The sequence below is a fragment of the Spirillospora sp. NPDC048823 genome (genome assembly GCF_043198445.1).
In the GTDB taxonomy this organism is placed as follows: Bacteria; Actinomycetota; Actinomycetes; order Streptosporangiales; family Streptosporangiaceae; genus Spirillospora.
Genome location: NZ_JBICUT010000003.1, coordinates 591,353 through 610,939, shown reverse-complemented (window position 1 = coordinate 610,939; position 19,587 = coordinate 591,353). Strand labels below are relative to the sequence as shown.

The 19,587-nt window shown below is 72.8% G+C and carries 20 protein-coding genes; 5 read left to right on the top strand and 15 right to left on the bottom strand.

Going from position 1 to position 19,587, the window contains the following annotated elements; genetic code table 11:
* Positions 1-118: 118 nt before the first annotated feature.
* A complete protein-coding gene (locus tag ACGFK0_RS10415; RefSeq protein WP_392902629.1) occupies positions 119-742 on the bottom strand; it encodes a sulfite oxidase-like oxidoreductase in 624 nt (207 codons plus the stop codon).
* 266 nt (positions 743-1,008) lie between these two features.
* Here ACGFK0_RS10415 and aroF point away from each other — a divergent pair, with 266 nt between their 5' ends.
* From aroF to ACGFK0_RS10400, 3 genes are all read left to right on the top strand, one after another.
* Positions 1,009-2,055, top strand: a complete 1,047-nt coding sequence (gene aroF, locus ACGFK0_RS10410) for a 3-deoxy-7-phosphoheptulonate synthase (protein ID WP_392902627.1) — start codon at positions 1,009-1,011, stop codon at positions 2,053-2,055.
* 117 nt (positions 2,056-2,172) lie between these two features.
* Entirely contained in the window at positions 2,173-2,499 is a 327-nt protein-coding gene (locus tag ACGFK0_RS10405) for an EamA family transporter (protein ID WP_392902624.1), read from the top strand.
* Positions 2,500-2,552: 53 nt separating this feature from the next.
* Positions 2,553-3,449, top strand: a complete 897-nt coding sequence (locus ACGFK0_RS10400; protein WP_392902622.1) for a DUF5954 family protein — start codon at positions 2,553-2,555, stop codon at positions 3,447-3,449.
* Positions 3,450-3,467: 18 nt separating this feature from the next.
* Here the strand turns inward: ACGFK0_RS10400 and thiI are convergent, their stop codons facing one another.
* The 5 genes from thiI to ACGFK0_RS10375 form a co-directional block, all read right to left on the bottom strand.
* The gene (gene thiI / locus ACGFK0_RS10395; RefSeq protein WP_392902620.1) at positions 3,468-4,730 is read right to left on the bottom strand and encodes a tRNA uracil 4-sulfurtransferase ThiI; all 1,263 of its coding nucleotides are present in this window, start codon (positions 4,728-4,730) and stop codon (positions 3,468-3,470) included.
* Between the two features lie 132 nt (positions 4,731-4,862).
* Positions 4,863-5,888: a 6-phosphofructokinase gene (locus ACGFK0_RS10390; RefSeq protein ID WP_392902618.1), complete on the bottom strand. Its 1,026-nt coding sequence runs from the start codon at positions 5,886-5,888 to the stop codon at positions 4,863-4,865.
* Between the two features lie 352 nt (positions 5,889-6,240).
* Positions 6,241-6,879, bottom strand: a complete 639-nt coding sequence (locus ACGFK0_RS10385; RefSeq protein WP_392902890.1) for a response regulator — start codon at positions 6,877-6,879, stop codon at positions 6,241-6,243.
* Positions 6,880-6,912: 33 nt separating this feature from the next.
* Complete coding sequence (gene macS / locus ACGFK0_RS10380; protein ID WP_392902615.1) at positions 6,913-8,061, bottom strand: MacS family sensor histidine kinase; 1,149 nt, start codon at positions 8,059-8,061, stop codon at positions 6,913-6,915.
* 253 nt (positions 8,062-8,314) lie between these two features.
* The gene (locus ACGFK0_RS10375) at positions 8,315-9,028 is read right to left on the bottom strand and encodes a lysophospholipid acyltransferase family protein (RefSeq protein WP_392902613.1); all 714 of its coding nucleotides are present in this window, start codon (positions 9,026-9,028) and stop codon (positions 8,315-8,317) included.
* 378 nt (positions 9,029-9,406) lie between these two features.
* On the opposite strand from ACGFK0_RS10375, the gene ACGFK0_RS10370 reads away from it, so the two are divergent.
* Positions 9,407-10,246 (top strand): hypothetical protein, encoded by an 840-nt coding sequence (locus tag ACGFK0_RS10370; protein WP_392902611.1) that lies wholly within the window; start codon positions 9,407-9,409, stop codon positions 10,244-10,246.
* On the opposite strand, the gene ACGFK0_RS10365 is transcribed toward ACGFK0_RS10370, so the two are convergent.
* The 6 genes from ACGFK0_RS10365 to ACGFK0_RS10340 form a co-directional block, all read right to left on the bottom strand.
* A complete protein-coding gene (locus ACGFK0_RS10365; RefSeq protein ID WP_392902608.1) occupies positions 10,243-10,941 on the bottom strand; it encodes an endonuclease/exonuclease/phosphatase family protein in 699 nt (232 codons plus the stop codon). The two genes, ACGFK0_RS10370 and ACGFK0_RS10365, sit on opposite strands and share 4 nt — an antisense overlap.
* A gap of 2 nt (positions 10,942-10,943) precedes the next feature.
* Positions 10,944-11,912, bottom strand: a complete 969-nt coding sequence (locus tag ACGFK0_RS10360; RefSeq protein WP_392902606.1) for an ROK family glucokinase — start codon at positions 11,910-11,912, stop codon at positions 10,944-10,946.
* Between the two features lie 46 nt (positions 11,913-11,958).
* Complete coding sequence (locus ACGFK0_RS10355; protein WP_392902603.1) at positions 11,959-12,417, bottom strand: hypothetical protein; 459 nt, start codon at positions 12,415-12,417, stop codon at positions 11,959-11,961.
* Between the two features lie 53 nt (positions 12,418-12,470).
* Complete coding sequence (locus tag ACGFK0_RS10350) at positions 12,471-12,905, bottom strand: SRPBCC family protein (protein WP_392902600.1); 435 nt, start codon at positions 12,903-12,905, stop codon at positions 12,471-12,473.
* Between the two features lie 66 nt (positions 12,906-12,971).
* Positions 12,972-13,739: a metallophosphoesterase gene (locus ACGFK0_RS10345; protein ID WP_392902598.1), complete on the bottom strand. Its 768-nt coding sequence runs from the start codon at positions 13,737-13,739 to the stop codon at positions 12,972-12,974.
* Between the two features lie 110 nt (positions 13,740-13,849).
* Positions 13,850-14,542, bottom strand: a complete 693-nt coding sequence (locus ACGFK0_RS10340) for a copper homeostasis protein CutC (RefSeq protein WP_392902595.1) — start codon at positions 14,540-14,542, stop codon at positions 13,850-13,852.
* Between the two features lie 231 nt (positions 14,543-14,773).
* On the opposite strand from ACGFK0_RS10340, the gene ACGFK0_RS10335 reads away from it, so the two are divergent.
* Positions 14,774-16,576 carry an AMP-dependent synthetase/ligase gene (locus ACGFK0_RS10335; RefSeq protein ID WP_392902593.1) on the top strand — a complete coding sequence of 601 codons (1,803 nt, stop codon included), beginning with the start codon at positions 14,774-14,776 and terminating at the stop codon, positions 16,574-16,576.
* A gap of 28 nt (positions 16,577-16,604) precedes the next feature.
* On the opposite strand, the gene ACGFK0_RS10330 is transcribed toward ACGFK0_RS10335, so the two are convergent.
* The 3 genes from ACGFK0_RS10330 to ACGFK0_RS10320 all read right to left on the bottom strand — a co-directional run bounded on the left by ACGFK0_RS10330 (position 16,605) and on the right by ACGFK0_RS10320 (position 19,568).
* Positions 16,605-17,264: an NAD(P)H-binding protein gene (locus tag ACGFK0_RS10330; RefSeq protein WP_392902591.1), complete on the bottom strand. Its 660-nt coding sequence runs from the start codon at positions 17,262-17,264 to the stop codon at positions 16,605-16,607.
* A gap of 151 nt (positions 17,265-17,415) precedes the next feature.
* Positions 17,416-18,900 (bottom strand): DUF1996 domain-containing protein, encoded by a 1,485-nt coding sequence (locus ACGFK0_RS10325; protein ID WP_392902589.1) that lies wholly within the window; start codon positions 18,898-18,900, stop codon positions 17,416-17,418.
* A 35-nt stretch (positions 18,901-18,935) separates the two neighbouring features.
* The gene (locus ACGFK0_RS10320) at positions 18,936-19,568 is read right to left on the bottom strand and encodes a DUF4142 domain-containing protein (protein ID WP_392902586.1); all 633 of its coding nucleotides are present in this window, start codon (positions 19,566-19,568) and stop codon (positions 18,936-18,938) included.
* Positions 19,569-19,587 lie beyond the last annotated feature (19 nt).

Here is a 19,587-nt window from a genome sequence, read left to right as displayed (position 1 = left end):
CGGTAACGTCTGTCTTCCGTGCGGGTCGGTGTGTTGACCATTTACGAACCTCTTGGGTGGCCACACACGGCCACACGGCCGCGCGCGCACCAAGAACGCCCCCGTCTGCGCACGCGGGTCACAGGGGCGGGGCTTCGCCTTCGTCCTCCTGGTAGGAGTACCGCTGCTCCCGCCACGGGTCGGCGACGTTGTGGTAGCCGCGCTCCTCCCAGAAGCCGCGGCGGTCCTTCACGAGGTACTCCACGCCCCGCACCCACTTCACGCTCTTCCACGCGTACAGGTGCGGGATCACGATGCGCAGGGGGAACCCGTGGTCGGGAGTGAGCCGCTCACCGCCGCGGTGGGTGGCGAACATCGTCGTGTCCGCGAGGAAGTCGGTCATCCGGATGTTGGCGCTGTAGCCGTACTCCGCCCAGACCATCACGTGCGTGGCGTCCGGCGCCGGAGGCGCCAACTCCGCGATCACCGTGCCCGGGACGCCCTCCCACTCGTTTCCGGGGATCGTGAACTTGGTGACGCAGTGGAAGTCGGCGACCGCCGCGGCCGTCGGCAGCGCCTCGAACTCGTCCCAGGTCCAGCGGTGCTGCTCACCCGACTCCGTCGCGCCGAAGACCCGGAAATCCCAGTCCTTGGGACGGAACTTCGGCACGGGGCCGTAGTGGAGGACGGGCCAGCCCCGGGGGACGTACTGGCCGGGCGGCAGGTCCCGCGGCTGCGGCGCGGGCTGTTCGGGGTGGGACATGACGCGGCCATACTGCCATCCGGGGTGAGCTGAGCCATATTCGGGGTCGCGCGGGCCCACCACCGGGAAATTCGGCTACGCTGACCACATGCGCAGCGTCGTCTATTTCTTTTGGTACGACCAGCCCGGGCGGCTGGTCTGCCACGCGCTGCGCTGACAGACCACAGAACGAAAGCCCCGGGCCGGCTGGCCCGGGGCTTTCGCCGTTTCAGGGGTAAGCCGCGAGGTCACCGGGATCCCGGGCGTACAGGAGAGGCAGCACATCAATGGTCGTCGTCATGGCCCAGGAGGCCAACGAAGCGGACATCAGGGCCGTCGTCTCACTTGTCGAGACGGCGGGAGGTGACGCCTTCGTCAGCCGCGGCGTGGAACGCACCATCGTCGGGCTCGTCGGCGACGTCCAGCAGTTCGGCTCGCTGAACCTGCGCGGGATGCGCGGTGTCACCGACGTCATCCGCATCTCGGCGCCCTACAAGCTGGTGAGCCGCGAGAACCACGGCGAGCGCTCGATCGTCCGGGTCGGCGGCGTGCCGGTCGGCCCCGGCACCATGACGCTGATCGCCGGCCCGTGCGCCGTGGAGACCCCCGAGCAGACCCTCGGCGCGGCGCAGATGGCGCAGGCCGCGGGCGCGACGCTGCTGCGCGGCGGCGCGTTCAAGCCGCGCACCTCCCCGTACGCGTTCCAGGGACTCGGCGAGACCGGCCTGCGCATCCTCGCGGACGTGCGCGAGGAGACCGGAATGCCGATCGTCACCGAGGTGGTGGACGCCGGCGACGTCGACCTCGTCGCCTCCTACGCGGACATGCTGCAGATCGGCACCCGCAACGCGCAGAACTTCTCCCTCCTGCAGGCCGCCGGCGAGTCCGGCAAGCCGGTCATGCTCAAGCGCGGCATGAACGGGACGATCGAGGAGTGGCTGATGGCCGCCGAGTACGTCGCGCAGCGCGGCAACCTCGACATCGTGCTGTGCGAGCGCGGCATCCGCACGTTCGAGAAGGCCACCCGCAACACCCTCGACATCTCCGCCGTGCCGGTGGCGCAGCGCCTGTCCCACCTGCCGGTCATCGTGGACCCGTCGCACTCGGGCGGCAGCCGCGACCTCGTCCTGCCGCTGACCCGCGCCGCGATCGCGGTCGGCGCCGACGGCGTGATCATCGACGTGCACCCGCACCCCGAGACCGCCCTCTGCGACGGCCCGCAGGCCCTCGTGGACGGCGACCTGCGCGAGCTCGCCAAGCTGGTCCGCGACCTGCCCCCCATCGTCGGCCGCTCCCTGGCACAGGCGCCCGACACCGACACCGTCCCCGCCTGACCGGCCATCGTTCTGGACCATGGCGTACTGGACCCCTGACTGCGGACCGCCGCGCTCCTGACGGGGCGCGGCGACCGCACTCTCCACCCGAGTCCTGACACGGCCCGGCACCGGCGTGTGCCCGGGGCCGTGCACTCCTGCGCCCCGAATCCGGATTTCCTCTCTCCGATTTACCGCGCTCTCCTCGGGGTGATCACCACGGGCGGCGGCTATCTTCTGTTCGCCCGGGGGCTGCGGACCACGCCCGCCACGACCGCGACGACGCTGACGCTGGCGGAGCCCGCGGTCGCCGCGGTCCTCGGTACCGTCCTGCTGGACGAGGACCTGGGCGCGGCCGCGCCGGGCGGGTTGGCGCTGGTGGGGGCGAGCCTGATCGTCCTCATCGCACCGGCCGGGCCGCGGGCCTCCCGGCGGAGCCGCGAGAAAACGCGAACGGGCCGGTAACAAATTGGTCTGAACCATTGGCCGGAGCGGGCGCGACGAGGATGATGTCCGGCATGACAACCGGCGATGGTGATGCCGGGGGGCGGCTGTTCCCGGAGGACCTGGACGGCGTCGACCCGGTCGCGGCGGTGATGCTCGCGGACGCGTGCCGCGCCATCTCCGCCTACCCGGAGCTCGTGGCCGTCGGCGCGCTGTTCACGGCCGCCGAGCAGGTCCCGGGCGGCTGGCAGATCATCTGCCCGTGCGACCCGCTGCCGCAGGGCGCGCGTGAGCTCCTCGCCGTCCATCTGGCGGACATGGCCGTGTCCGCGGGCCGCGCGGAGGCGCGTGAGCTGCGCGCCGCCGCACGGACGCTGCAGGACGAACCGACCGACGCGGTGAACGCGGGCGAGCGGCGGTTCCGGATCGTGCGGATCGAGCAGCTGGTCCGGACCGGGCCCGACGGGCCGGAACCGCCCCGCCCGACGGACGTGGACCCGTCCGGCCCCCGCACCGGGCCCGGCCGCCGCCACGAGCTGCTGCCCGACCACGGTTCCGCGTCCGACCTCGCGACCGCCGAACTGCTGTGCCAGGTGCTGGACGCCGCCGCGGCCATCGGGAACGAGCCGTCCGGCGCGTTCCTCACCCCGGTCGCGCTGGCGCCCGCGTTCACGGTCGCGGAGCGCAGCGAGCGGCGCTGGCGCCCGGTCGGGCGGCTGCACGACGCCCCGCAGCGGGCCCGCGCCTCGCTGGTCACCTACTTCCGGCACGTGGTGCCCGCGGTGGAGAGTCCCGGCGACGCGGACGTCGCCCAGTTCGCCGAGGCGGCGGAGCTGATGGAGGACGAGACGCGCCGCAACGGCATCGCCGTCGCGGGCCGCCGGTTCCGCATCGTCCGCGTCGAGCGCATCGCGCTGATGGGTCCCGGCGGCCCCGAGCCGCCGCGCCTCACCGACTTCGACGCGCGCTAGGCGCGCCGGGCCCCGCGCTCAGCCGGCCGTGTCGCCGTAGACGGGACGGTGCTCCTGGACGGAGCCGGCGAGCTGGTCGGCGAGTTCCCCGGCGTCGAGGCGCTTCTCGATCTGCCGCAGGTCGTCGATCCTGGCCTTGGTCTCGGCGCGGCGCGGCGCCAGCACGGTGCAGCAGTCCTCGTCCGGCAGCTCGGAGATCGTCAGGGTGCGGATGCGCCGCGCCTGGTCCATGATCTCGACCTTGTCCATGCCGACGAGGGGACGCAGGATCGGCAGCTCGACGGCGTCGTCCAGCGCGGTGATGTTGGTCAGCGTCTGGCTGGACACCTGGCCGAGCGCGTCACCGGTGATCAGCGCGCTGCCGCGCAGCCGGCGGGCGAGGATCTCGCCGGTGCGCAGCATCAGCCGGCGCTGCGCGATCACGGCGAGCCGGTCGGCGCCGGACGTCTTGATCTGCTGCTGCGCCTTGCCGAACGGGACGACGAACAGCCGGGAGCCGCCCTGGAACCTGTCCAGCTCGCGGACCAGCGCGTACGCCTTGTAGATCGACTCCGGGCCGGTGAAGGGCATGCCGGAGAAGTGCAGGTAGTCGACGCGCAGGCCGCGGCGCATCATCCGGTAGGCGGCGACGGGCGAGTCGATGCCCCCCGACATCAGCACGAGGGCGCGGCCGCTCATGCCGACGGGCAGTCCGCCCTGGCCGGGCAGGCCTCCGGAGTAGACGAACACCTCGTCGCGGTCGACCTCGATCGACAGCGTGTGCTCGGGGTCCTTGAGCCTGACGGGCTGCCCGTACCGGGCGGCGACGAGGGCGCCGATGTGCCGGTCGAGCTCCATGGACGTCATCGGGAACCGCTTGTCGCGGCGGCGGGCCCGGACGGCGAACGAGCCGATCCGCCCGTCCATCAGCTCCAGCGCGGCGCGTTCGACGCTGGCGAGGTCTTTGCCGACCCGCCAGGCGCGGTGCGCCCACACGATGCCCATGACGTCGGTGACGCGCTGCGCCACCCGTTCCATGGTCGCCAGATCGGCGTCGTGCTTGCGGACGATGAAGACGCCGTGGCGCCGGATGACGTCCACCCGGGCGATCGGGCGGACGGCGGTGCGGACGTTGTCGGCGAGGCGCCGCTCGAACTGCTCGCGGTTCTTGCCCTTGAGGACGACCTCGCCGAGTTTGAGCAGCACGCACGGCTCGCCGTCGACCGGTGACTGCTCCCGGACGTCCGCCGGCGCCGGCGCGGGCGCCGGCACGGTCGCGGGCGCGGGGTCGAGCGTGGTCATGCGTGATCCTCCTGGCGGGAACAGGTCGAAAGGGAGCCTCCAGTGTGGCCCAGTGGAGCCGATGCCGCGACCCGATACTCGTGGGACCATCCCCGCATGCGCGGGGAGCAGAGTTCCCGCCAGGACGGGCGGTCAGCCGAAGAAGACCTCGGCCTCGGCGTATCGCTCCAGCGGGACGGTCTTCAGCGTCTTGGTCGCCTCGTCGAGGCCGACCCGGATGATGTCGGTGCCCTGGAGCGCCACCATCTTGCCGTAGTCGCCGTCGCTGACGGCGTCGATCGCCTGCAGGCCGAAGCGGGTGGCGAGGACGCGGTCGAACGCGGTCGGGGTGCCGCCGCGCTGGATGTGCCCGAGCACGGTGGCGCGGGCCTCCTTGCCGGTGCGCTTCTCGATCTCGTCGGCGAGGGCCTGCCCCATGCCGCCGAGCCGGACGTGCCCGAACGCGTCCCGCTCCCCGGTCTGCAGCTGCATCTGCCCGTCGACCGGGTGGGCGCCCTCGGACACCACGATGATCGGCGCGTAGCGGGTCTTGAACCGGCTCTCCACGTACTCGACGACCTTGTCGATGTCGAAGGGCCGCTCGGGAATCAGGATGACGTTGGCACCGGCGGCCATCCCGACATGCAGCGCTATCCAGCCCGCGTGCCGCCCCATGACCTCGCAGATCAGCGCGCGGTGGTGGCTCTCGGCGGTGGTGTGCAGCCGGTCGACGGCCTCGGTGCCGATGTTCACCGCGGTGTCGAAGCCGAAGGTGTAGTCGGTCGCGTTGAGGTCGTTGTCGATCGTCTTCGGGACGCCGACGACGTTCACCCCGTTGGCGTACAGCTCGCGCGCGACGCCGAGGGTGTCCTCGCCGCCGATCGCGATCAGTGCGTCCACGCCGAGGCCGGCCAGGTTGTCCTTGATGCGCTCGACGCCGCCCTCGACCTTGACGGGGTTCGTCCGGGACGAGCCCAGGATCGTCCCGCCGCGCGGCAGGATCCCGCGCACGGCCTGCACGTCGAGGGCCACGGTGTCGCCTTCGAGCGGGCCGCGCCAGCCGGCCCGGAAGCCGACGAACTCGTAGCCGAAGACCTGGACGCCCTTGCGCACGACCGCGCGGATCACAGCGTTCAGTCCGGGGCAGTCACCGCCTCCGGTCAGCACTCCGACGCGCATGCCCTCTCCTTGTCCCGCCACCGGGCTCCTCCCTCGATTCACATGGCCAGGGCCAGACTAGCCATCCGGACGCGGCCGCACAGGGCATTCACCGCCCGCCCCGGCGTGCCGCCATTGGTCTAGACCATAGCCGCTCGCGGGCGCCCGCCGCACGTCGTCCGCCGAGTGGACGGCATCAGCGCGCCGGGTCCCGGCCGAAGACGCGGATCCGCCCGCCGACCTGGATCAGCACGCCCCCGGGCACCCGCCGCACGGCCGCCTTGCGGGGCCTCCTGCGCCGCCGCCGGCCCTGAGCCGAAGGGGCCGGGGCCGAACGCGGCGCTCATGTGACGGGCGGGAGGTCCGCTGTCCACTACCGGTCTTGGTCGAGACCCTTCTCGATGGCGTAGCGGACGAGTTCGACGCGGTTGTGGAGCTGGAGCTTTCCGAGGGTGTTCTGGACGTGATTCTGCACCGTCCGATGGGACAGGACGAGCCGCTGCGCGATCTGCTTGTACGTCAGGCCCTTCGCCACCAGCCGCAGGACCTCGGTCTCGCGGTCGGTCAGTCGCGGCGCGTCGTCGTCGGCGCGGGCGGGCGCGGCGGCGAGGCGGCGGTACTCGCCGAGCACCAGCCCGGCGAGGCCGGGGGTGAACACGGCGTCGCCCTCGCCGGTGCGCCGGACGGCGTCCAGGAACTCCTCGCGCGCGGCGGACTTGAGCAGGTAGCCGGTGGCGCCCGCCTTCACCGCCTCCAGCACGTCCTGCTGCTCACCGCTCGCCGACAGCACCAGGACGCGGACGGGCGGGTCCGCGGCGGCCAGATGGCGGGTCACCTCGACGCCGCCGATGTCGGGAAGCTGGAGGTCGACCACGGCCACCTGCGGGCGCGCGGCGGCGGCGACGCGGATGGCGGCGCGTCCCTCGCCGGCGGTCGCGACCACGTCGTGACCGGCCTCGGCGAGGTCGCGGGCGACCGCCTCGCGCCACATCGGATGGTCGTCCACGACCATGACCCTGAGGGGAACGTCGCTCACGCCCACACCCTAAGCCGCGCGCCAGGGGCGGGGGACGGTCAGCTCGATCTCTGTGCCCTCGGCCTCGGTGGAGACGATCGTGACCTTGCCGCCGAGGTCGGCCACCCGGCCGCGGATGGACTGGGCGACGCCGAGCCGGCCGTCCGCCGCGGCCTCCTCGAGCCGCCCGGCGGCCATGCCGGGGCCGTCGTCCCGGACGCTGACGGTGATCTCGCCGGCGCCGTCCTCCAGCAGCACCCAGGCGCGGGCACCGGCGCCGCAGTGCCGCCGGACGTTGTCGAGCGCCGCCGCGACCGCCGCCTCGACCTCCCGGGCGGCGGGCCCGGGCAGCAGCACCTCCGTCGCCGGCGTCGAGACCGTCACCGACGGAGACGCGTGGCCGGTCAGCAGCGGCCGGAGGTCGACCCCGGCCCCGGCGCCCGGCGACGGCGCGGGCACGGCCGGGCCGGTGCCGATGAGGGACCGCAGCGCCGCCTCCTGCTCCCCCGCCAGCCGGCCCAGCTCCGCCGCCTCGCCGCCCAGCTCGCCGCCGCGCCGCTGCACCATCGCCAGCACCTGCAGGACCGAATCGTGGATGCGGCGCGCCAGCCGCTCCCGCTCCCGGGTGGCCGACTCCAGTTCCACGGCCCGCGCCAGCCGCGCCTCCGCCTCCAGCGCCAGCCGCACGACGTGCCCGACGACGAGGCCCGCGAGGAACAGCAGGACGATGCCGTTGAACGTCGTCGACCCCATCCCGCCGGCCGTCCCGGCGATGGCGTGCACCGTCAGGTTCGCGGCGGCGAGCACGAGCGCCGCGGTGACGCCGAGCCGCCGCCCGCCCGCCACCGCCCATGACAGCACCGCGGCCGCCACCCACGACACCGGCAGCGTCGGCCGCCCGGCCGCGATGTTCTCCGCCGTCTCCACCCAGGCCGTCGCGAGCACGCATCCGGCCGCGACGGCGAGATCGGCGCCCAGCAGCGCCCGCCCCCGCCTGCGCGGGTCGCCGAACGCCCGCACCGCGTACGCCGTCCAGGCGGCCATGACACCGAGGACGGCCCAGCCGGCCGCCGTATGCGCGTAGCCGCCGGAGTTCATCGCGATCACGAGCCCGGCGTAGACCAGCGCCAGGCCGCGGTAGACCGCCACCGCCCGCCACAGCGCGGCCTCGAGCCCCATCCCCCGGGGCTCGGCCCCGATCATCCGCGCCCTCGCGGGTGGGCGGGCCCCGCGCCTCCCGGTCCGCCTTCGCTCAACCATGCCGCTGTGGGGGACGACCCCCCACACCCCCCGGGTCCGCTTCGCTCATACGTGCCACTGTGGAGGGACGACCCCCCACACCCCCCGGTCCGCTTCGCTCATACGTGCCACTGTGGAGGGACGACCCCCCACACCCCCCGGTCCGCTTCGCTCATACGTGGTCGCTCAGGCCTCAGTCGTCCTCGGCCGGCCGCGTCGGCTTGCCGGCCATCTCCGCCTTCACCTCGGCGGCGTACCGGTCGACGTACTCCTGCCCCGACAGCTCCCTGATCGCGTTCATGATCTCGTCGGTGACCTCCCGCAGGACCGCCTTGTCGTCCTCGCGGCCGTAGTGGCGGGAGAAGTCCATCGGCTTGCCGAACCGGACGCCCGGCCGGACACCGAGCCGCGGGTAGGTCTGGCCGGGCGGCATCAGCTCGAACGTGTTGATCATCGCCATCGGGATCACCGGGACCCGCGACTTCAGCGCCAGCCGCGCGGCGCCCGTCTTGCCGCGGTACAGCCGGTTGTCGGGGGCCCGGGTGCCCTCCGGGTAGATGCCGAGCAGCTTGCCCTCCGCGAGGATCCGCAGCCCGGTCTGCAGCGCCGCGTCGGCCGCCGAGCCGCCCGTCCGGTCCACCGGCACCACGCCCACCCCGGTCATGAACGCCTTGCTGATCAGCCCCTTGACCCCCTTGCCGGTGAAGTACTCGCCCTTGCCGATGAAGAAGATCGGCCGCATCAGCGGCAGCGGCCCGAAGAAATGGTCGGCGAACGACAGGTGGTTGCCCACCAGCAGCGCCGGCCCCCGCTTGGGGACGTTCTTCATCCCCCGGTTCCGCGGCCACCACAGGAGGTACATGAGGGGCGAGAGAACGATCCGGAGCAGGATCCAGAACCAGAGCATGCGGGACCTTCCTCGGACCGCGTGCCCTGGATGAGCACGACCGGTCCCTGACCGACGAGAGATGATGGGACATCTTCCCACTCCACGTCCCATCCATCTACCGGCCGGTACTCCCCGGGTCCCGGGCGGCCCGCCCGGTCGCGCGCCGAAGCGATGCGGCGAGCGGCGGCCGAATGAACGTAGGCTCTGACGTAAATCTCAATCGGGTGCGCCCGGGGGCTTGTCCCGGGCGGCGCAGCGAATACCGTGGGACACACGTTTCAGGGTGTCCGGAAGTGCCGCCGCGAGCCGGGGGCGCCACCGGGCACATGTCGTTGGGGGAGCGGAGGCCGTCATGCCGGTGCTGTCGGTCACGCCGGAGTCGAAGGAGCCGGCCCCGTGAATCGCCGTGGCAATGGACTGTCGGCCGACACCTACGCCCCGCTGGTCGACCTCGCGCCGCACCTCGCCGACGCGATGCTGGCGGCGCTCGGGGAGGCGGGCGTGGCGGCGTACGCGGCCTCGCCGTCCGACCTCTCCGACCTGACCGACCCGTCCGGCGAACCCGTCGCCGGCGACGTCCTCGACCGGCTGTACGTCGACGTCGACATGAAACCCGCCGCCGAGGGCATCCTGCGCGCCCACCTCGCCCGACTGCGCGACACCTCCGCCCGCGGCCCGGACGCCGAACGCCCCGAAACCGACCTCGCCGGCCCCCGCGACGCCGCGGAGAACCGCGACGCCGCCGCGGACCACGCCCCCGCCAAGGCCAAGGACACCGACCTCCCCGCCGACCGCGACGAGGACGCCATCTGGGCCGAGATCGTCGCCGGGTACGACTCCGTCCCCGAGGGCGACGACGTCCCCTGGCCCGACGAGGAGAACCTCCGCGAGCCCGCCGACCCCCCGCGGGAAGGCGACGACCGCACCGGACGCCTCCCCCGCGCCCGCGTCATCAAGCCCGCCGAAGATCCGGAGATCCCCCCGGACGACGACGCGGACGGCCACTACATCCCGCCCCCGCCGCCGCCGCTGCCCAGCGCCGACCCCCTCACCAAGAGCGCCTGGATCGCCCTGATCGGCGGGCCCGTCTACCTGCTCGTCACCGTCATCCTCGACTGGGAGGTCCCCGGCTGGGCCGCCTTCCTGGCCGTCGCCGCCTTCATCGGCGGCTTCGTCACCCTCGTCCTCCGCATGGGCGACGAGCCAAGGGACCCCGACGACGGCGCGGTCGTCTAAGGGAGTTCCAGGTCGGCCGTCACGGGCCGGTGGTCTGTGGCCTCCGCGTGGTCGGCGGCCGTATCGGGGGTGGGGACACCGCAGGCGGTTATGCGGACGGAAGGGTCGGCGAAGACGGCGTCGATCCGCCTGCGGGGGTCGCGGGCGGGGAAGGTGAGTTCGCCGCCCGCGGGGGCCGCCCGGTAGGCGTCCCGGAGGTGCTCGGTGAGGAGTGTCCAGGATGGGCCACCGGGGTCCTCGTTGAAGTCTCCGGCGAGGACGACCGGGGCCTGGTAGCGGGCGCGGGCGCGGTCGAGGTGGGCGAGGATCTCGTGGACGTGGCGCAGGCGCGGCTCGCCCAGCACGTCCAGGTGGGTGCTCGCGGCGATGAGCCGGGTTCCGCCGGTCTCCAGGACGGCGATCGCCAGGGCGCGGCGGTGCAGGCCCGGTTCGGGGGTGAGCAGGTGGAACTCGCGGGCCACCCGGTGGACGTGCGGTGCGGTGAGGACGGCGAGCCCGCAGGCCCGCCGTCCCGCCGCGATCCGCAGGCCGCACGCGCGGGCGAGTCGGCGGCGCCGGAGGCGCCAGCCCAAGAAGCGCGGGACCTCCTGCAGGCACGTCACGTCCGGGGCGATGCCGCGGACGACCCGGGCCACGGCGGCCGGGTCGTCGCGCAGCGACCGGATGTTGTAGCTCAGCAGGCGGACGGACGCCATCCCTAGACGACGACGTCCTGGAGGGGGCGGACGCGTGCCAGGTCCGCGGCGCCGACGATCCCCGCCGCCGAGCCCAGCTCGGCGATGCGGATGTCGGGCAGGGGGCGGTGGCCGCGGCCGGTCAGGGCGTCCTCGAACGCCGAGCGGATCGGGTCGAGCAGCAGATCGCCGGCGTCCGACAGGCCGCCGCCGATGATGAACGCGCCCGGGTCGAGGATCGCACTGAGGTCGGCAAGACCCTGGCCCGCCCAGTGCGCGATGGTCCGGAAGCACTCCAGGGCGGCCTTGTCTCCCTCGCGGGCCGCCTGTGACACCTCCGGGCCGCTGATGCCCTCGGGCCGGCCCTCGCCGAGCTCCAGCAGGCGTCCCGCCATCGCGGGCGCCACCCGGGCCAGGTCCCGGGCCTCGTGGACGAGGGCGTTGCCGCTGGCGTACTGCTCCCAGCAGCCGCGGTTGCCGCAGCCGCAGCGGCGGCCGTCCGGGACGACCCGGAAATGCCCCATCTCGGCGCCGATGCCGAAACTGCCCCGGTACAGCTCGCCATTGATGATGATGCCGCCGCCGATACCGGTGCCGAGGGCCACCAGGACGAGGAAGTTCTCGCCGCGGCCGGCGCCGAAGCGGGCCTCGCCCCAGGCGGTGGCGTTGCCGTCGTTCTCCACCACGACCGGCAGGCCGACGAGGCTCTCCACCTTCTCCTTGATCGGCTCGTCCCGCCAGGCCAGGTTCGGCGCGAACAGGACGGTGGAACGGGTCTCGTCGACGAAGCCCGCGGTGCCGAGGCCGACCGCCGACACCTCTTCGAACTTGCCCGCCAGGAGGTCGACGACCTCGGCGATGGTCTCAGCGGTCTCCTTGGGGTTGGTCGATGGAGTCGGCCTGCGTACCTTCTCCAGAATCGTCCCCCGGTCGTCGACGACCCCTGCGGCGACCTTCGTACCGCCCACATCCACGCCGATGGTCAGGGCCATGTACCCTTCCTCCTCCTCGCGCGCCCCGGCTGGAGCCTGTACCGCACTACCCGATGTCGGTGGGGCCGCCGCCCGTGGCGACCGACCACACATCACCCGTCTCCGGACGTTCCGACCGCTCGGACCTACCCGCCCGCGGGCTCTTCGACGCCTCCGGCGGCCGGTTCCGGCTTGTCCGGCCGGAACCCGTCCGGCCGGAACCCGTCCGGTCGAACGCCGCCACCACGTCCAGTGCGGCGGCGAGCAGCGACCGGCCGGCCTCGTGCAGATGCCGGCCGACGTCGCCGCCCGCCTCGCGCTTCACCGCGATCGCCCGGCAGACCGGGCAGTCGAGGCATTCCGGGGCGCCGGTGGCGATGCGCGGCTCCTCGGCGGTGGCCCGCCCCCACGCGTCCCCGCCCGCACCGCGGTCCCGGCCGGCGCCTCCGCCTCCGGCCACCCGCCTGATCAGCGTGTCGAAAAGCTTGGCCGCCTCGTCCAGGACGTCGCCCGGCTGCTCGCTCATGGGTCCATCTTCCATCGGTCGTCGGCGTGCACGGTATCGCTTGGGCGTGGTGTTCAGCTCTCCACGTGGCGTTTGAGGCCCTTGAGGGCCGAGTCGGTGATCCGCTTCTCGCCCTTGCGCTTCACCATGCCGATCAGCGGTATCCGGACGTCCACGGCGAGCTCGTAGGTCACCTCGGTGGATCCGTCCCTCTCCTCCAGGCTGTAGGAGCCGTGCAGGCCGGTGACGACCGAGCCCTGCTCCACCAGCTTCCACGTCACCCGGTCGTCGCCCTCCCAGGTGTAGGCGAGGCCGACGGTGTCGCTGAACGGGCCGCCGTCGAAGGTCAGCTTGGCGAGGGACGCCCGGCCGTCCTCGCCCGTCTCCTGGACGGTGAACCCGCGGATGCCGCTCGCCCACCCCGGGTACCCCTCAAGGTCGGCGATCACCGCCATGATCTCGGCCTTCCCGGCCTTGACCGTGATGGTGGAACTCGTGCGGTCCGCCATCTGCGTCTCCCTCCGGCTCTCGGTGAGCCCACGCGCGCGGGCCCGCTGTCCTAGAGAAAGTATCTTTCACACCGTCAGTACGTGCGGCACGCCACGGGCCCGGAAGTGGCCCACGTTCACGCATTCGGTGCGGCCGATGCGCATCCGGCTCGCGAGCGGCTGGTGGACGTGCCCGAACAGCACGTACTTCGGCTGCGTCCGGTGGATCGCGTCCAGGATCGCCCTGCTGCCGCGTTCGAACCTGCGCGCCACCGTGTCGTACAGCAGCTCGGGGACGTCGGGCGGGATGTGGCAGCACAGCACGTCCACCTCGCCGACGGCCTCGACCTTGGCGGCGAACGCGTCGTCGTCCAGTTCGTAGGGGGTGCGGTACTCGGTGCGCAGGCCGCCGCCGACGAACCCGAACCGGAGGCCGCCGATCTCGGTGGTCTCGCCGTCCAGGACGTGGTGGCCGTCCCGCAGGTGCGCTCCCCACATGCGCGGGACGTCCACGTTGCCGTACGTCAGGTACGCGGGGGCCGGCATGGCCGCGAACAGTTCGGCGTACTGCCGGTCGACCGCGCGTTCGATGTGGGGCCACGCGTCGCCGTCGAGGGACGCCCACAGCCCGCGGGAGAACTCGCGGGCCTCGTCGAAGCGCCGCTCGGTGCGCAGCGTGATGAAGTGCTCGGCGTTCTCCTGCCCGAACAGGTCGGCGAAGATCCCCTGCGCGTGGTCGTGGTAGTCGACGAACAGGATCAGGTCGCCCAGGCAGATGAGCACGTCCGCGCCGTCCGCCGCGCTCGTCAGCGCATCCGCGCGGCCATGGACGTCGCTCACCACGTGGATCCTCATGAACCGACTCTAATAGGGCACACCGCCCACGAGAATGGCCGGGTTCCGCGCCGACCGGGCGGAACACCGCGGGCGGAACACCGCGGGCGGAACACCGCGGGCGGGCCCGGTCAGCCGGTCGCGGCGGACACCAGGGAGCGCCACTCGCTCACGAGCGCGGGTTCCACGGGGGCGTCCCAGGCGCCGTCCGGGCGGACGGCGGTGCCCACGTGGAACGCGGTCACGCCCGCGGCGGCGAGGAGCGCGACGTGCTTGCGGCGCAACCCTCCCCCGGCCATGATCATCTTGGCGGAGTCCGGGTCCTCGGCGGCGCGCCGGACGAGGACGTCCACCCCGGCGTCCACGCCCCGCGCGGAGCCGGCCGTGAGGACCGTGTCGGGCCCGCCGCCGAGATGCCGGACGGCGTCCCACGCGGCGCCGGGGTCGGCGGCGTGGTCGAGCGCGCGGTGGAACGTCCAGGGCAGCGGGGCGGCGTCGGCGGCGAGCTTGCCGGTCGCGGCCGTGTCGATGTGGCCGAACGAGTCGAGGAAGCCGAAGACGAACCCGTCCGCGCCCGCCTCGGCGAGACCCGCGGCGGCGCGCCTCAGCCGGTCCAGTTCGAAGCCGGTCGTGCGGAAACCGGCGTTGGCCCGCAGCATCACCCGCATCGGCAGAGTGGTGACCTTCCGGACCGCCTCGACGACGTCGGGATCGGGGGTGAGGCCGTCCGCGGCCATGTCGGCGACGACCTCGAGCCGGTCGGCGCCGCCGTCCTGCGCCGCCCGCGCGTCCTCGGCCGTCAGCGCGATCACTTCGAGCAGCATGGCGATCCCCCGGAACCCCGTTCGTGTGCGACCGGCCCAAGCGTAGGCGACCACGCGGCGGACGCCGCCGGTGACGGCCGGTCTTTGCCGTGCCGTTAACCCGTACCGCCGGCGGGTGCCGATGACCGGGCCTTCGGGGCAAAGTCCCTACTCATGGGTATCATTCGTCAACCGGAGAAGCCTCGTGGGGACTTCCCCGCCGACCTCGAAGATCGACTACAGGAGCAGGCCGTGCGCGAGTTCAGCGTTCCCGTGATGGTGGAGGTCCCCGATTCCGCCACCCTGACCGACGCGCCCTTCACCAGGGCCGCAGAGGATCCCGGCGTGATCGTGGCGCGCCGCAAGAACGGCTCGGGCGAGGGGGCGGCGTGGAGCGCCGTCACCGCGGCCGAGTTCGCGGCCGAGGTCGCGGCCGTCGCCAAGGGCCTGGTGGCCGCCGGGATCGAGTCCGGCGACCGGGTGTGCCTGCTGTCGCGGACCCGCTACGAATGGACCGTTCTCGACTACGCGATCTGGACCGCCGGCGCGGTCTCGGTCCCCATCTACGAGACGTCCTCCGCCGAGCAGATCGAGTGGATCGTCGGCGACTCCGGCGCGAAGGCCGTGTTCGCCGAGACGGACGCGCACATGGCCTCGGTCGATGAGGTGCGCGAGCGCCTCCCCGGCCTCGCGCACGTCTGGGGCATCGACGCGGGCGGCGTCGACCGGGTACGCGAACTCGGCACCGGCACCGGCGACGACGTCGTCGAGGAGCGCCGCCGCTCCCGCACCGCCGCGGACCTCGCCACGCTCGTCTACACCTCCGGCACCACCGGACGCCCCAAGGGCTGCGAGCTCACCCACGGGAACCTCGTGGCGACGTCCCGCAACGCCGTCCAGGGCGCGATCGCCGAGGTCGCCGTGGAGGGCAGCTCCACACTGCTGTTCCTGCCGCTGGCGCACGTGTTCGCCCGGCTCATCCAGGTCGCCACGATCGAGGGCGGCATCGTCCTCGGGCACAGCGACATCCCGAACCTGCTGCCCGACCTCGCCTCCTTCCAGCCGACCTTCCTGCTGGCCGTCCCGCGCGTCTTCGAGAAGGTCTACAACGGCGCCGAGCAGAAGGCCGAGGCCGACGGCAAGGGCAAGATCTTCAAGGCGGCCGCCGAGACCGCGATCGCCTACAGCCGGGCACTGGACGACGGCCGGCCGGGCCTCGGCCTCAAGGCCAAGCACAAGGTCTTCGACGCGCTGGTCTACGGGAAGCTGCGCGCGGCCGTCGGCGGCAAGGTGCAGTACGCGGTGTCCGGCGGGGCCGCGCTCGGCGAGCGCCTCGGGCACTTCTTCCGCGGCGTCGGCATCACGATCCTGGAGGGCTACGGGCTCACCGAGACGACCGCTCCCGCCAGCGTCAACCGCCCCACCGCCCTCAAGATCGGCACCGTCGGTCAGCCGATCCCGGGCGTGGACGTCCGCATCGCCGAGGACGGCGAGGTCCTCGTCCGCGGCATCAACATCCTGCGCGGCTACTGGAACAACGAGGCCGCCACCAAGGAGGCCCTGGAGGACGGCTGGCTCCACACCGGCGACCTCGGCTCCCTCGACGACGACGGGTTCCTGCGCATCACCGGCCGCAAGAAGGAGATCCTCGTGACCGCGGCCGGCAAGAACGTCGCGCCCGCACCGCTGGAGGACAGGCTCCGCGCGCACCCGCTGATCAGCCAGTGCCTGGTCGTCGGCGACGGCCGCAAGTTCATCAGCGCCCTCGTCACGCTGGACGAGGAGGCGCTCGGCCCGTGGAAGGAACGGCACGGCAAGCCCGAGACGATGACGGTGGACGAGCTGCGCCTCGACCCCGATGTCATCGCCGCGATCGAGGCCGCCGTCGCCGAGGCCAACAAGTCGGTCAGCCGCGCCGAGGCGATCAAGAAGTACGTGATCCTCGGCGTGGACTTCACCGAGGAGGCCGGCCACATGACACCGAGCCTGAAGGTCAAGCGCAACGTCGTGATGAAGGCCTTCGCCGGCGAGATCGAGTCGCTCTACACCGGCTGACCCGGGGTGCGGGCCCGCCCTCGCCCGGTCAGCGCAGCGCGTTGACGGCGTCCCCGACCGGGGTTTCGCCGTTGAGGAGGTCGAGCGTGCGGCGGCGGACGTCGCCGGCGTCGAGCAGCGCCACGATGACCGCCGCCACGTCGTCGCGGGTGACCGCGCCGTGCCCGATGGGCGGTTCGGCGAGGGTCACCCTGCCGGTGGCCGGGTCGTCGGTGAGGCGGCCCGGCCGCAGGATCAGCCAGTCGAGGGCGTCCCGGCGGCGCAGGTCGTCCTCCGCCTCGCCCTTGGCCCTGATGTAGGCCTCCCACGCCTCACCGCGGCCCGGCGGCGGCGGCTCCCCCGCGCCCATCGCGGAGATCTGCACGAAGCCGCGGACGCCCGCGCGCTCCGCCGCGTCCGCCGTCAGCACCGACGCGGCCCGGTCGACGGTGTCCTTGCGCGCCGCGCCGCTGCCCGGCCCCGCCCCGGCGGCGAACACGACCGCGTCCGCCCCGGTCAGATGGCCGGCGACCTCGCCGGCGTCCGCCGACTCCAGGTCGCACACCACCGGCTCGGCGCCGGTGCCGCGCACGTCGGACGCGTGGCCGGGATTGCGGATCAGGCTCAGCACGGTGTCCCCCCGCGCGGCCAGCAGCCGCGACAGCCGCAGTGCGATCTTCCCGTGCCCGCCCGCGATCACGATGTCCATGCCCCGATCGTACGGAGCCGGGGCGCCCGGAATCGCGCGGGCACGCGGGCGCGGCCGGTGAGTATGCCGCCGAAGGTCGAAGACGGCATCCTCACCGGCCGCGCGTCCGGGTCAGCCCGGGGCGGTCCGGATCACCCGGACGTCCGGTGGATCAGTGGTGGCGCTTGGGCCGGGTCGTGGGCTGGTCGCCGCCCTCCTGGCCGCCGCCGTTCTGACCGCCATCGCCGTTCTGGCCGCCGCCGCCGTTCTGGCCGCCGCCCCTGCCGTTGATGGTGTTGACCGCCTGCTGCATCAGCTCTTCACCCATCACGTTGATGAAGTCGCCGTGGTCGGTCACCGGGTCGTGGCCCGACTCGGGGAAGCTGTCCAGCGCGAACGCCAGCGGCTCCGCGGGCACGTCGTAGGTCAGGGTCATCCGCAGCTGCGGCACGGCCTGAGTGCCCTCCGGGCAGGCGCCCGTCCGCTCGTCGGGGAAGGCGATGTGGTCGCGGTGGTTGGCGCTGTCGGTGTTCTGGCCGTCCCAGCAGCTCGGGAAGTTCAGCACACGCGCGACCTGGCTGCCCTCCGGGCAGAGCGGGTACTTGTCGGTGAACGCCCGCTCCTCGAAGCCCGTGCACATCCACAGCGCCTTCGCGTTCTGCAGGCCGTTCGTCACGGCCTTCGCGTCACCGGTGGCGACCCGGATGAACTGCGGCATCGCGGTCACCTTGCTGCGCGGATTGCCCAGGAACTCCAGGCGCGCCTCGGCCGGCTCGACGATGCTGCCGATGTTGCCGTCGATCTGGCTCTGCTCGGCCCGCTCGGAGTCGTCCTGGCCCGCGCGAAGCCGCAGCACCGGCCAGAAGTAGGCCGACTTGTCGCCGTTCTCGCAGGTCGTCCCGGCCGCGGCGAAGGTCTCGTCGGTCGAGAAGGCGTCGGTGTCGAGGTTGCCGACGTAGTCGTGGATGTGGTGCGCGCCGTTCACGACGCCGGGCGCCGCGAGCACGTTGTCGGGGTTGCTGTGCGCCTGGCCCTCGTTCGTGCCGCAGTCCACACTGAACACACCGGTGGAGGCCCGCCGGGTGTTGCGCGGCTGCCGCACGCGCGGCGCCTGCTGGATCGGGACGAACTGGTCGGCCCTCAGCTCCGGGATCTCGACTTCCTGGCCGTCGCCCTGGTCGTTGCCCTGGCCCTGGTCGTTGCCCTGGCCATGGTCGTTGCCCTGACCGTCGCCCTGGTCGTTGCCCTGGCCGTCGCCCGGCTGGCCGCCGCCGTCGCCCGGGTCCTGCTGACCGCCGCCGGGGTCCTGCTGACCGCCGCCCGGATCTTGCTGACCGCCGCCCGGGGTCTGCTGGCCGCCGCCCGGGTCCTGCTGACCGCCGCCCGGATCTTGCTGACCGCCGCCCGGGGTCTGTTGACCGCCGCCGGGCTGCTGGCCGCCGCCGTTCGGGTAGCCGGTCGGAGCTCCGGTGGGGGCGCCCGGGTTGTTGACATCGTCGAGATTCCCGCCGCCTTCGAGGTCCGAGCCGTCCGCGGCGGCCGACGTGCTTGCGCCGGGTTGCGGGGCGGCGATCCCGCCGGGCGTCGTCTGACACGCCGACGTGACAAGGGCGAGCGCCGGAATGATCACGGCGAAGGCTTTTTTCTTGCTTCCCATGGAAAGGTACTCCCTTTTGCGGGGTGGGATGTACGTCATTTCAGAGCACGCCTGGGTACCAGGCCGGTGCTCTCCAGCAGCGACATGTGCGTGTTGACGAACTTCATGGAACGCTCGGCGAACGCACGGACCTCGCTGTTCTCGGACTGCGAGCGCACCTTGGCGATGACGGTGAAGACCGCCCCGTGTGCGGCGCGCAGCCGATGCACCCAGATCTTGTCGTAATCGGCGCCGAATTTGCCTGACATCTCTCTCAGCCAGGCTTTCTGGCTCCCGTTGGGCTCGTTCGGGAGGAGCACGCCGAGCCGCTCCGCGGTCGCGCGGGCGTCCGCGTCCAGCTGCACGTGCTGCTGCCAGATGATCTCGGCGACCTCCCTCACCCGGGGGCTGGAGGCACGCTGCTGTGCCTGCTGGCCTGCGGGGATCTCCCAGAGGCCGGCCTGCCGCACCGCGACGAGCAACTTCCTGTCCAAAGTGCTCAGACGTCCCCAGCGGGTGTTCACGGTGCCACCGAGGTTCGCCGCGCCGCTGGCGGGGACGCCGACCGGGTTCATGACGACCACGAAGGCGGCCCCCACGGCCGCCACGGCCGCCAGAATCAGCAGGGTGCGGCCCAGGCGAAGGCGTGGCAGCCTGCGCATTTCGGCGATTCCGTAGGATTTCCTCAAGGGAACTTCTTCCTCCTTT

Excerpts from the sequence above, each read along its gene's own strand:
- ACGFK0_RS10415 (WP_392902629.1), bottom strand. The coding sequence starts at position 742 with ATGTCCCACCCCGAACAGCCCGCGCCGCAGCCGCGGGACCTGCCGCCC.
- ACGFK0_RS10365 (WP_392902608.1), bottom strand. The coding sequence starts at position 10,941 with ATGGCGTCCGTCCGCCTGCTGAGCTACAACATCCGGTCGCTGCGCGAC.
- ACGFK0_RS10360 (WP_392902606.1), bottom strand. The coding sequence starts at position 11,912 with ATGGCCCTGACCATCGGCGTGGATGTGGGCGGTACGAAGGTCGCCGCA.
- ACGFK0_RS10340 (WP_392902595.1), bottom strand. The coding sequence starts at position 14,542 with ATGCTGCTCGAAGTGATCGCGCTGACGGCCGAGGACGCGCGGGCGGCG.
- ACGFK0_RS10355 (WP_392902603.1), bottom strand. The coding sequence starts at position 12,417 with ATGAGCGAGCAGCCGGGCGACGTCCTGGACGAGGCGGCCAAGCTTTTC.
- ACGFK0_RS10400 (WP_392902622.1), top strand. The coding sequence starts at position 2,553 with ATGACAACCGGCGATGGTGATGCCGGGGGGCGGCTGTTCCCGGAGGAC.
- ACGFK0_RS10345 (WP_392902598.1), bottom strand. The coding sequence starts at position 13,739 with ATGAGGATCCACGTGGTGAGCGACGTCCATGGCCGCGCGGATGCGCTG.
- macS (WP_392902615.1), bottom strand. The coding sequence starts at position 8,061 with ATGGGGCTCGAGGCCGCGCTGTGGCGGGCGGTGGCGGTCTACCGCGGC.
- ACGFK0_RS10375 (WP_392902613.1), bottom strand. The coding sequence starts at position 9,028 with ATGCTCTGGTTCTGGATCCTGCTCCGGATCGTTCTCTCGCCCCTCATG.
- ACGFK0_RS10350 (WP_392902600.1), bottom strand. The coding sequence starts at position 12,905 with ATGGCGGACCGCACGAGTTCCACCATCACGGTCAAGGCCGGGAAGGCC.
- thiI (WP_392902620.1), bottom strand. The coding sequence starts at position 4,730 with ATGACCACGCTCGACCCCGCGCCCGCGACCGTGCCGGCGCCCGCGCCG.
- ACGFK0_RS10330 (WP_392902591.1), bottom strand. The coding sequence starts at position 17,264 with ATGGACATCGTGATCGCGGGCGGGCACGGGAAGATCGCACTGCGGCTG.
- ACGFK0_RS10385 (WP_392902890.1), bottom strand. The coding sequence starts at position 6,879 with ATGGTCGTGGACGACCATCCGATGTGGCGCGAGGCGGTCGCCCGCGAC.
- aroF (WP_392902627.1), top strand. The coding sequence starts at position 1,009 with ATGGTCGTCGTCATGGCCCAGGAGGCCAACGAAGCGGACATCAGGGCC.
- ACGFK0_RS10325 (WP_392902589.1), bottom strand. The coding sequence starts at position 18,900 with ATGGGAAGCAAGAAAAAAGCCTTCGCCGTGATCATTCCGGCGCTCGCC.
- ACGFK0_RS10390 (WP_392902618.1), bottom strand. The coding sequence starts at position 5,888 with ATGCGCGTCGGAGTGCTGACCGGAGGCGGTGACTGCCCCGGACTGAAC.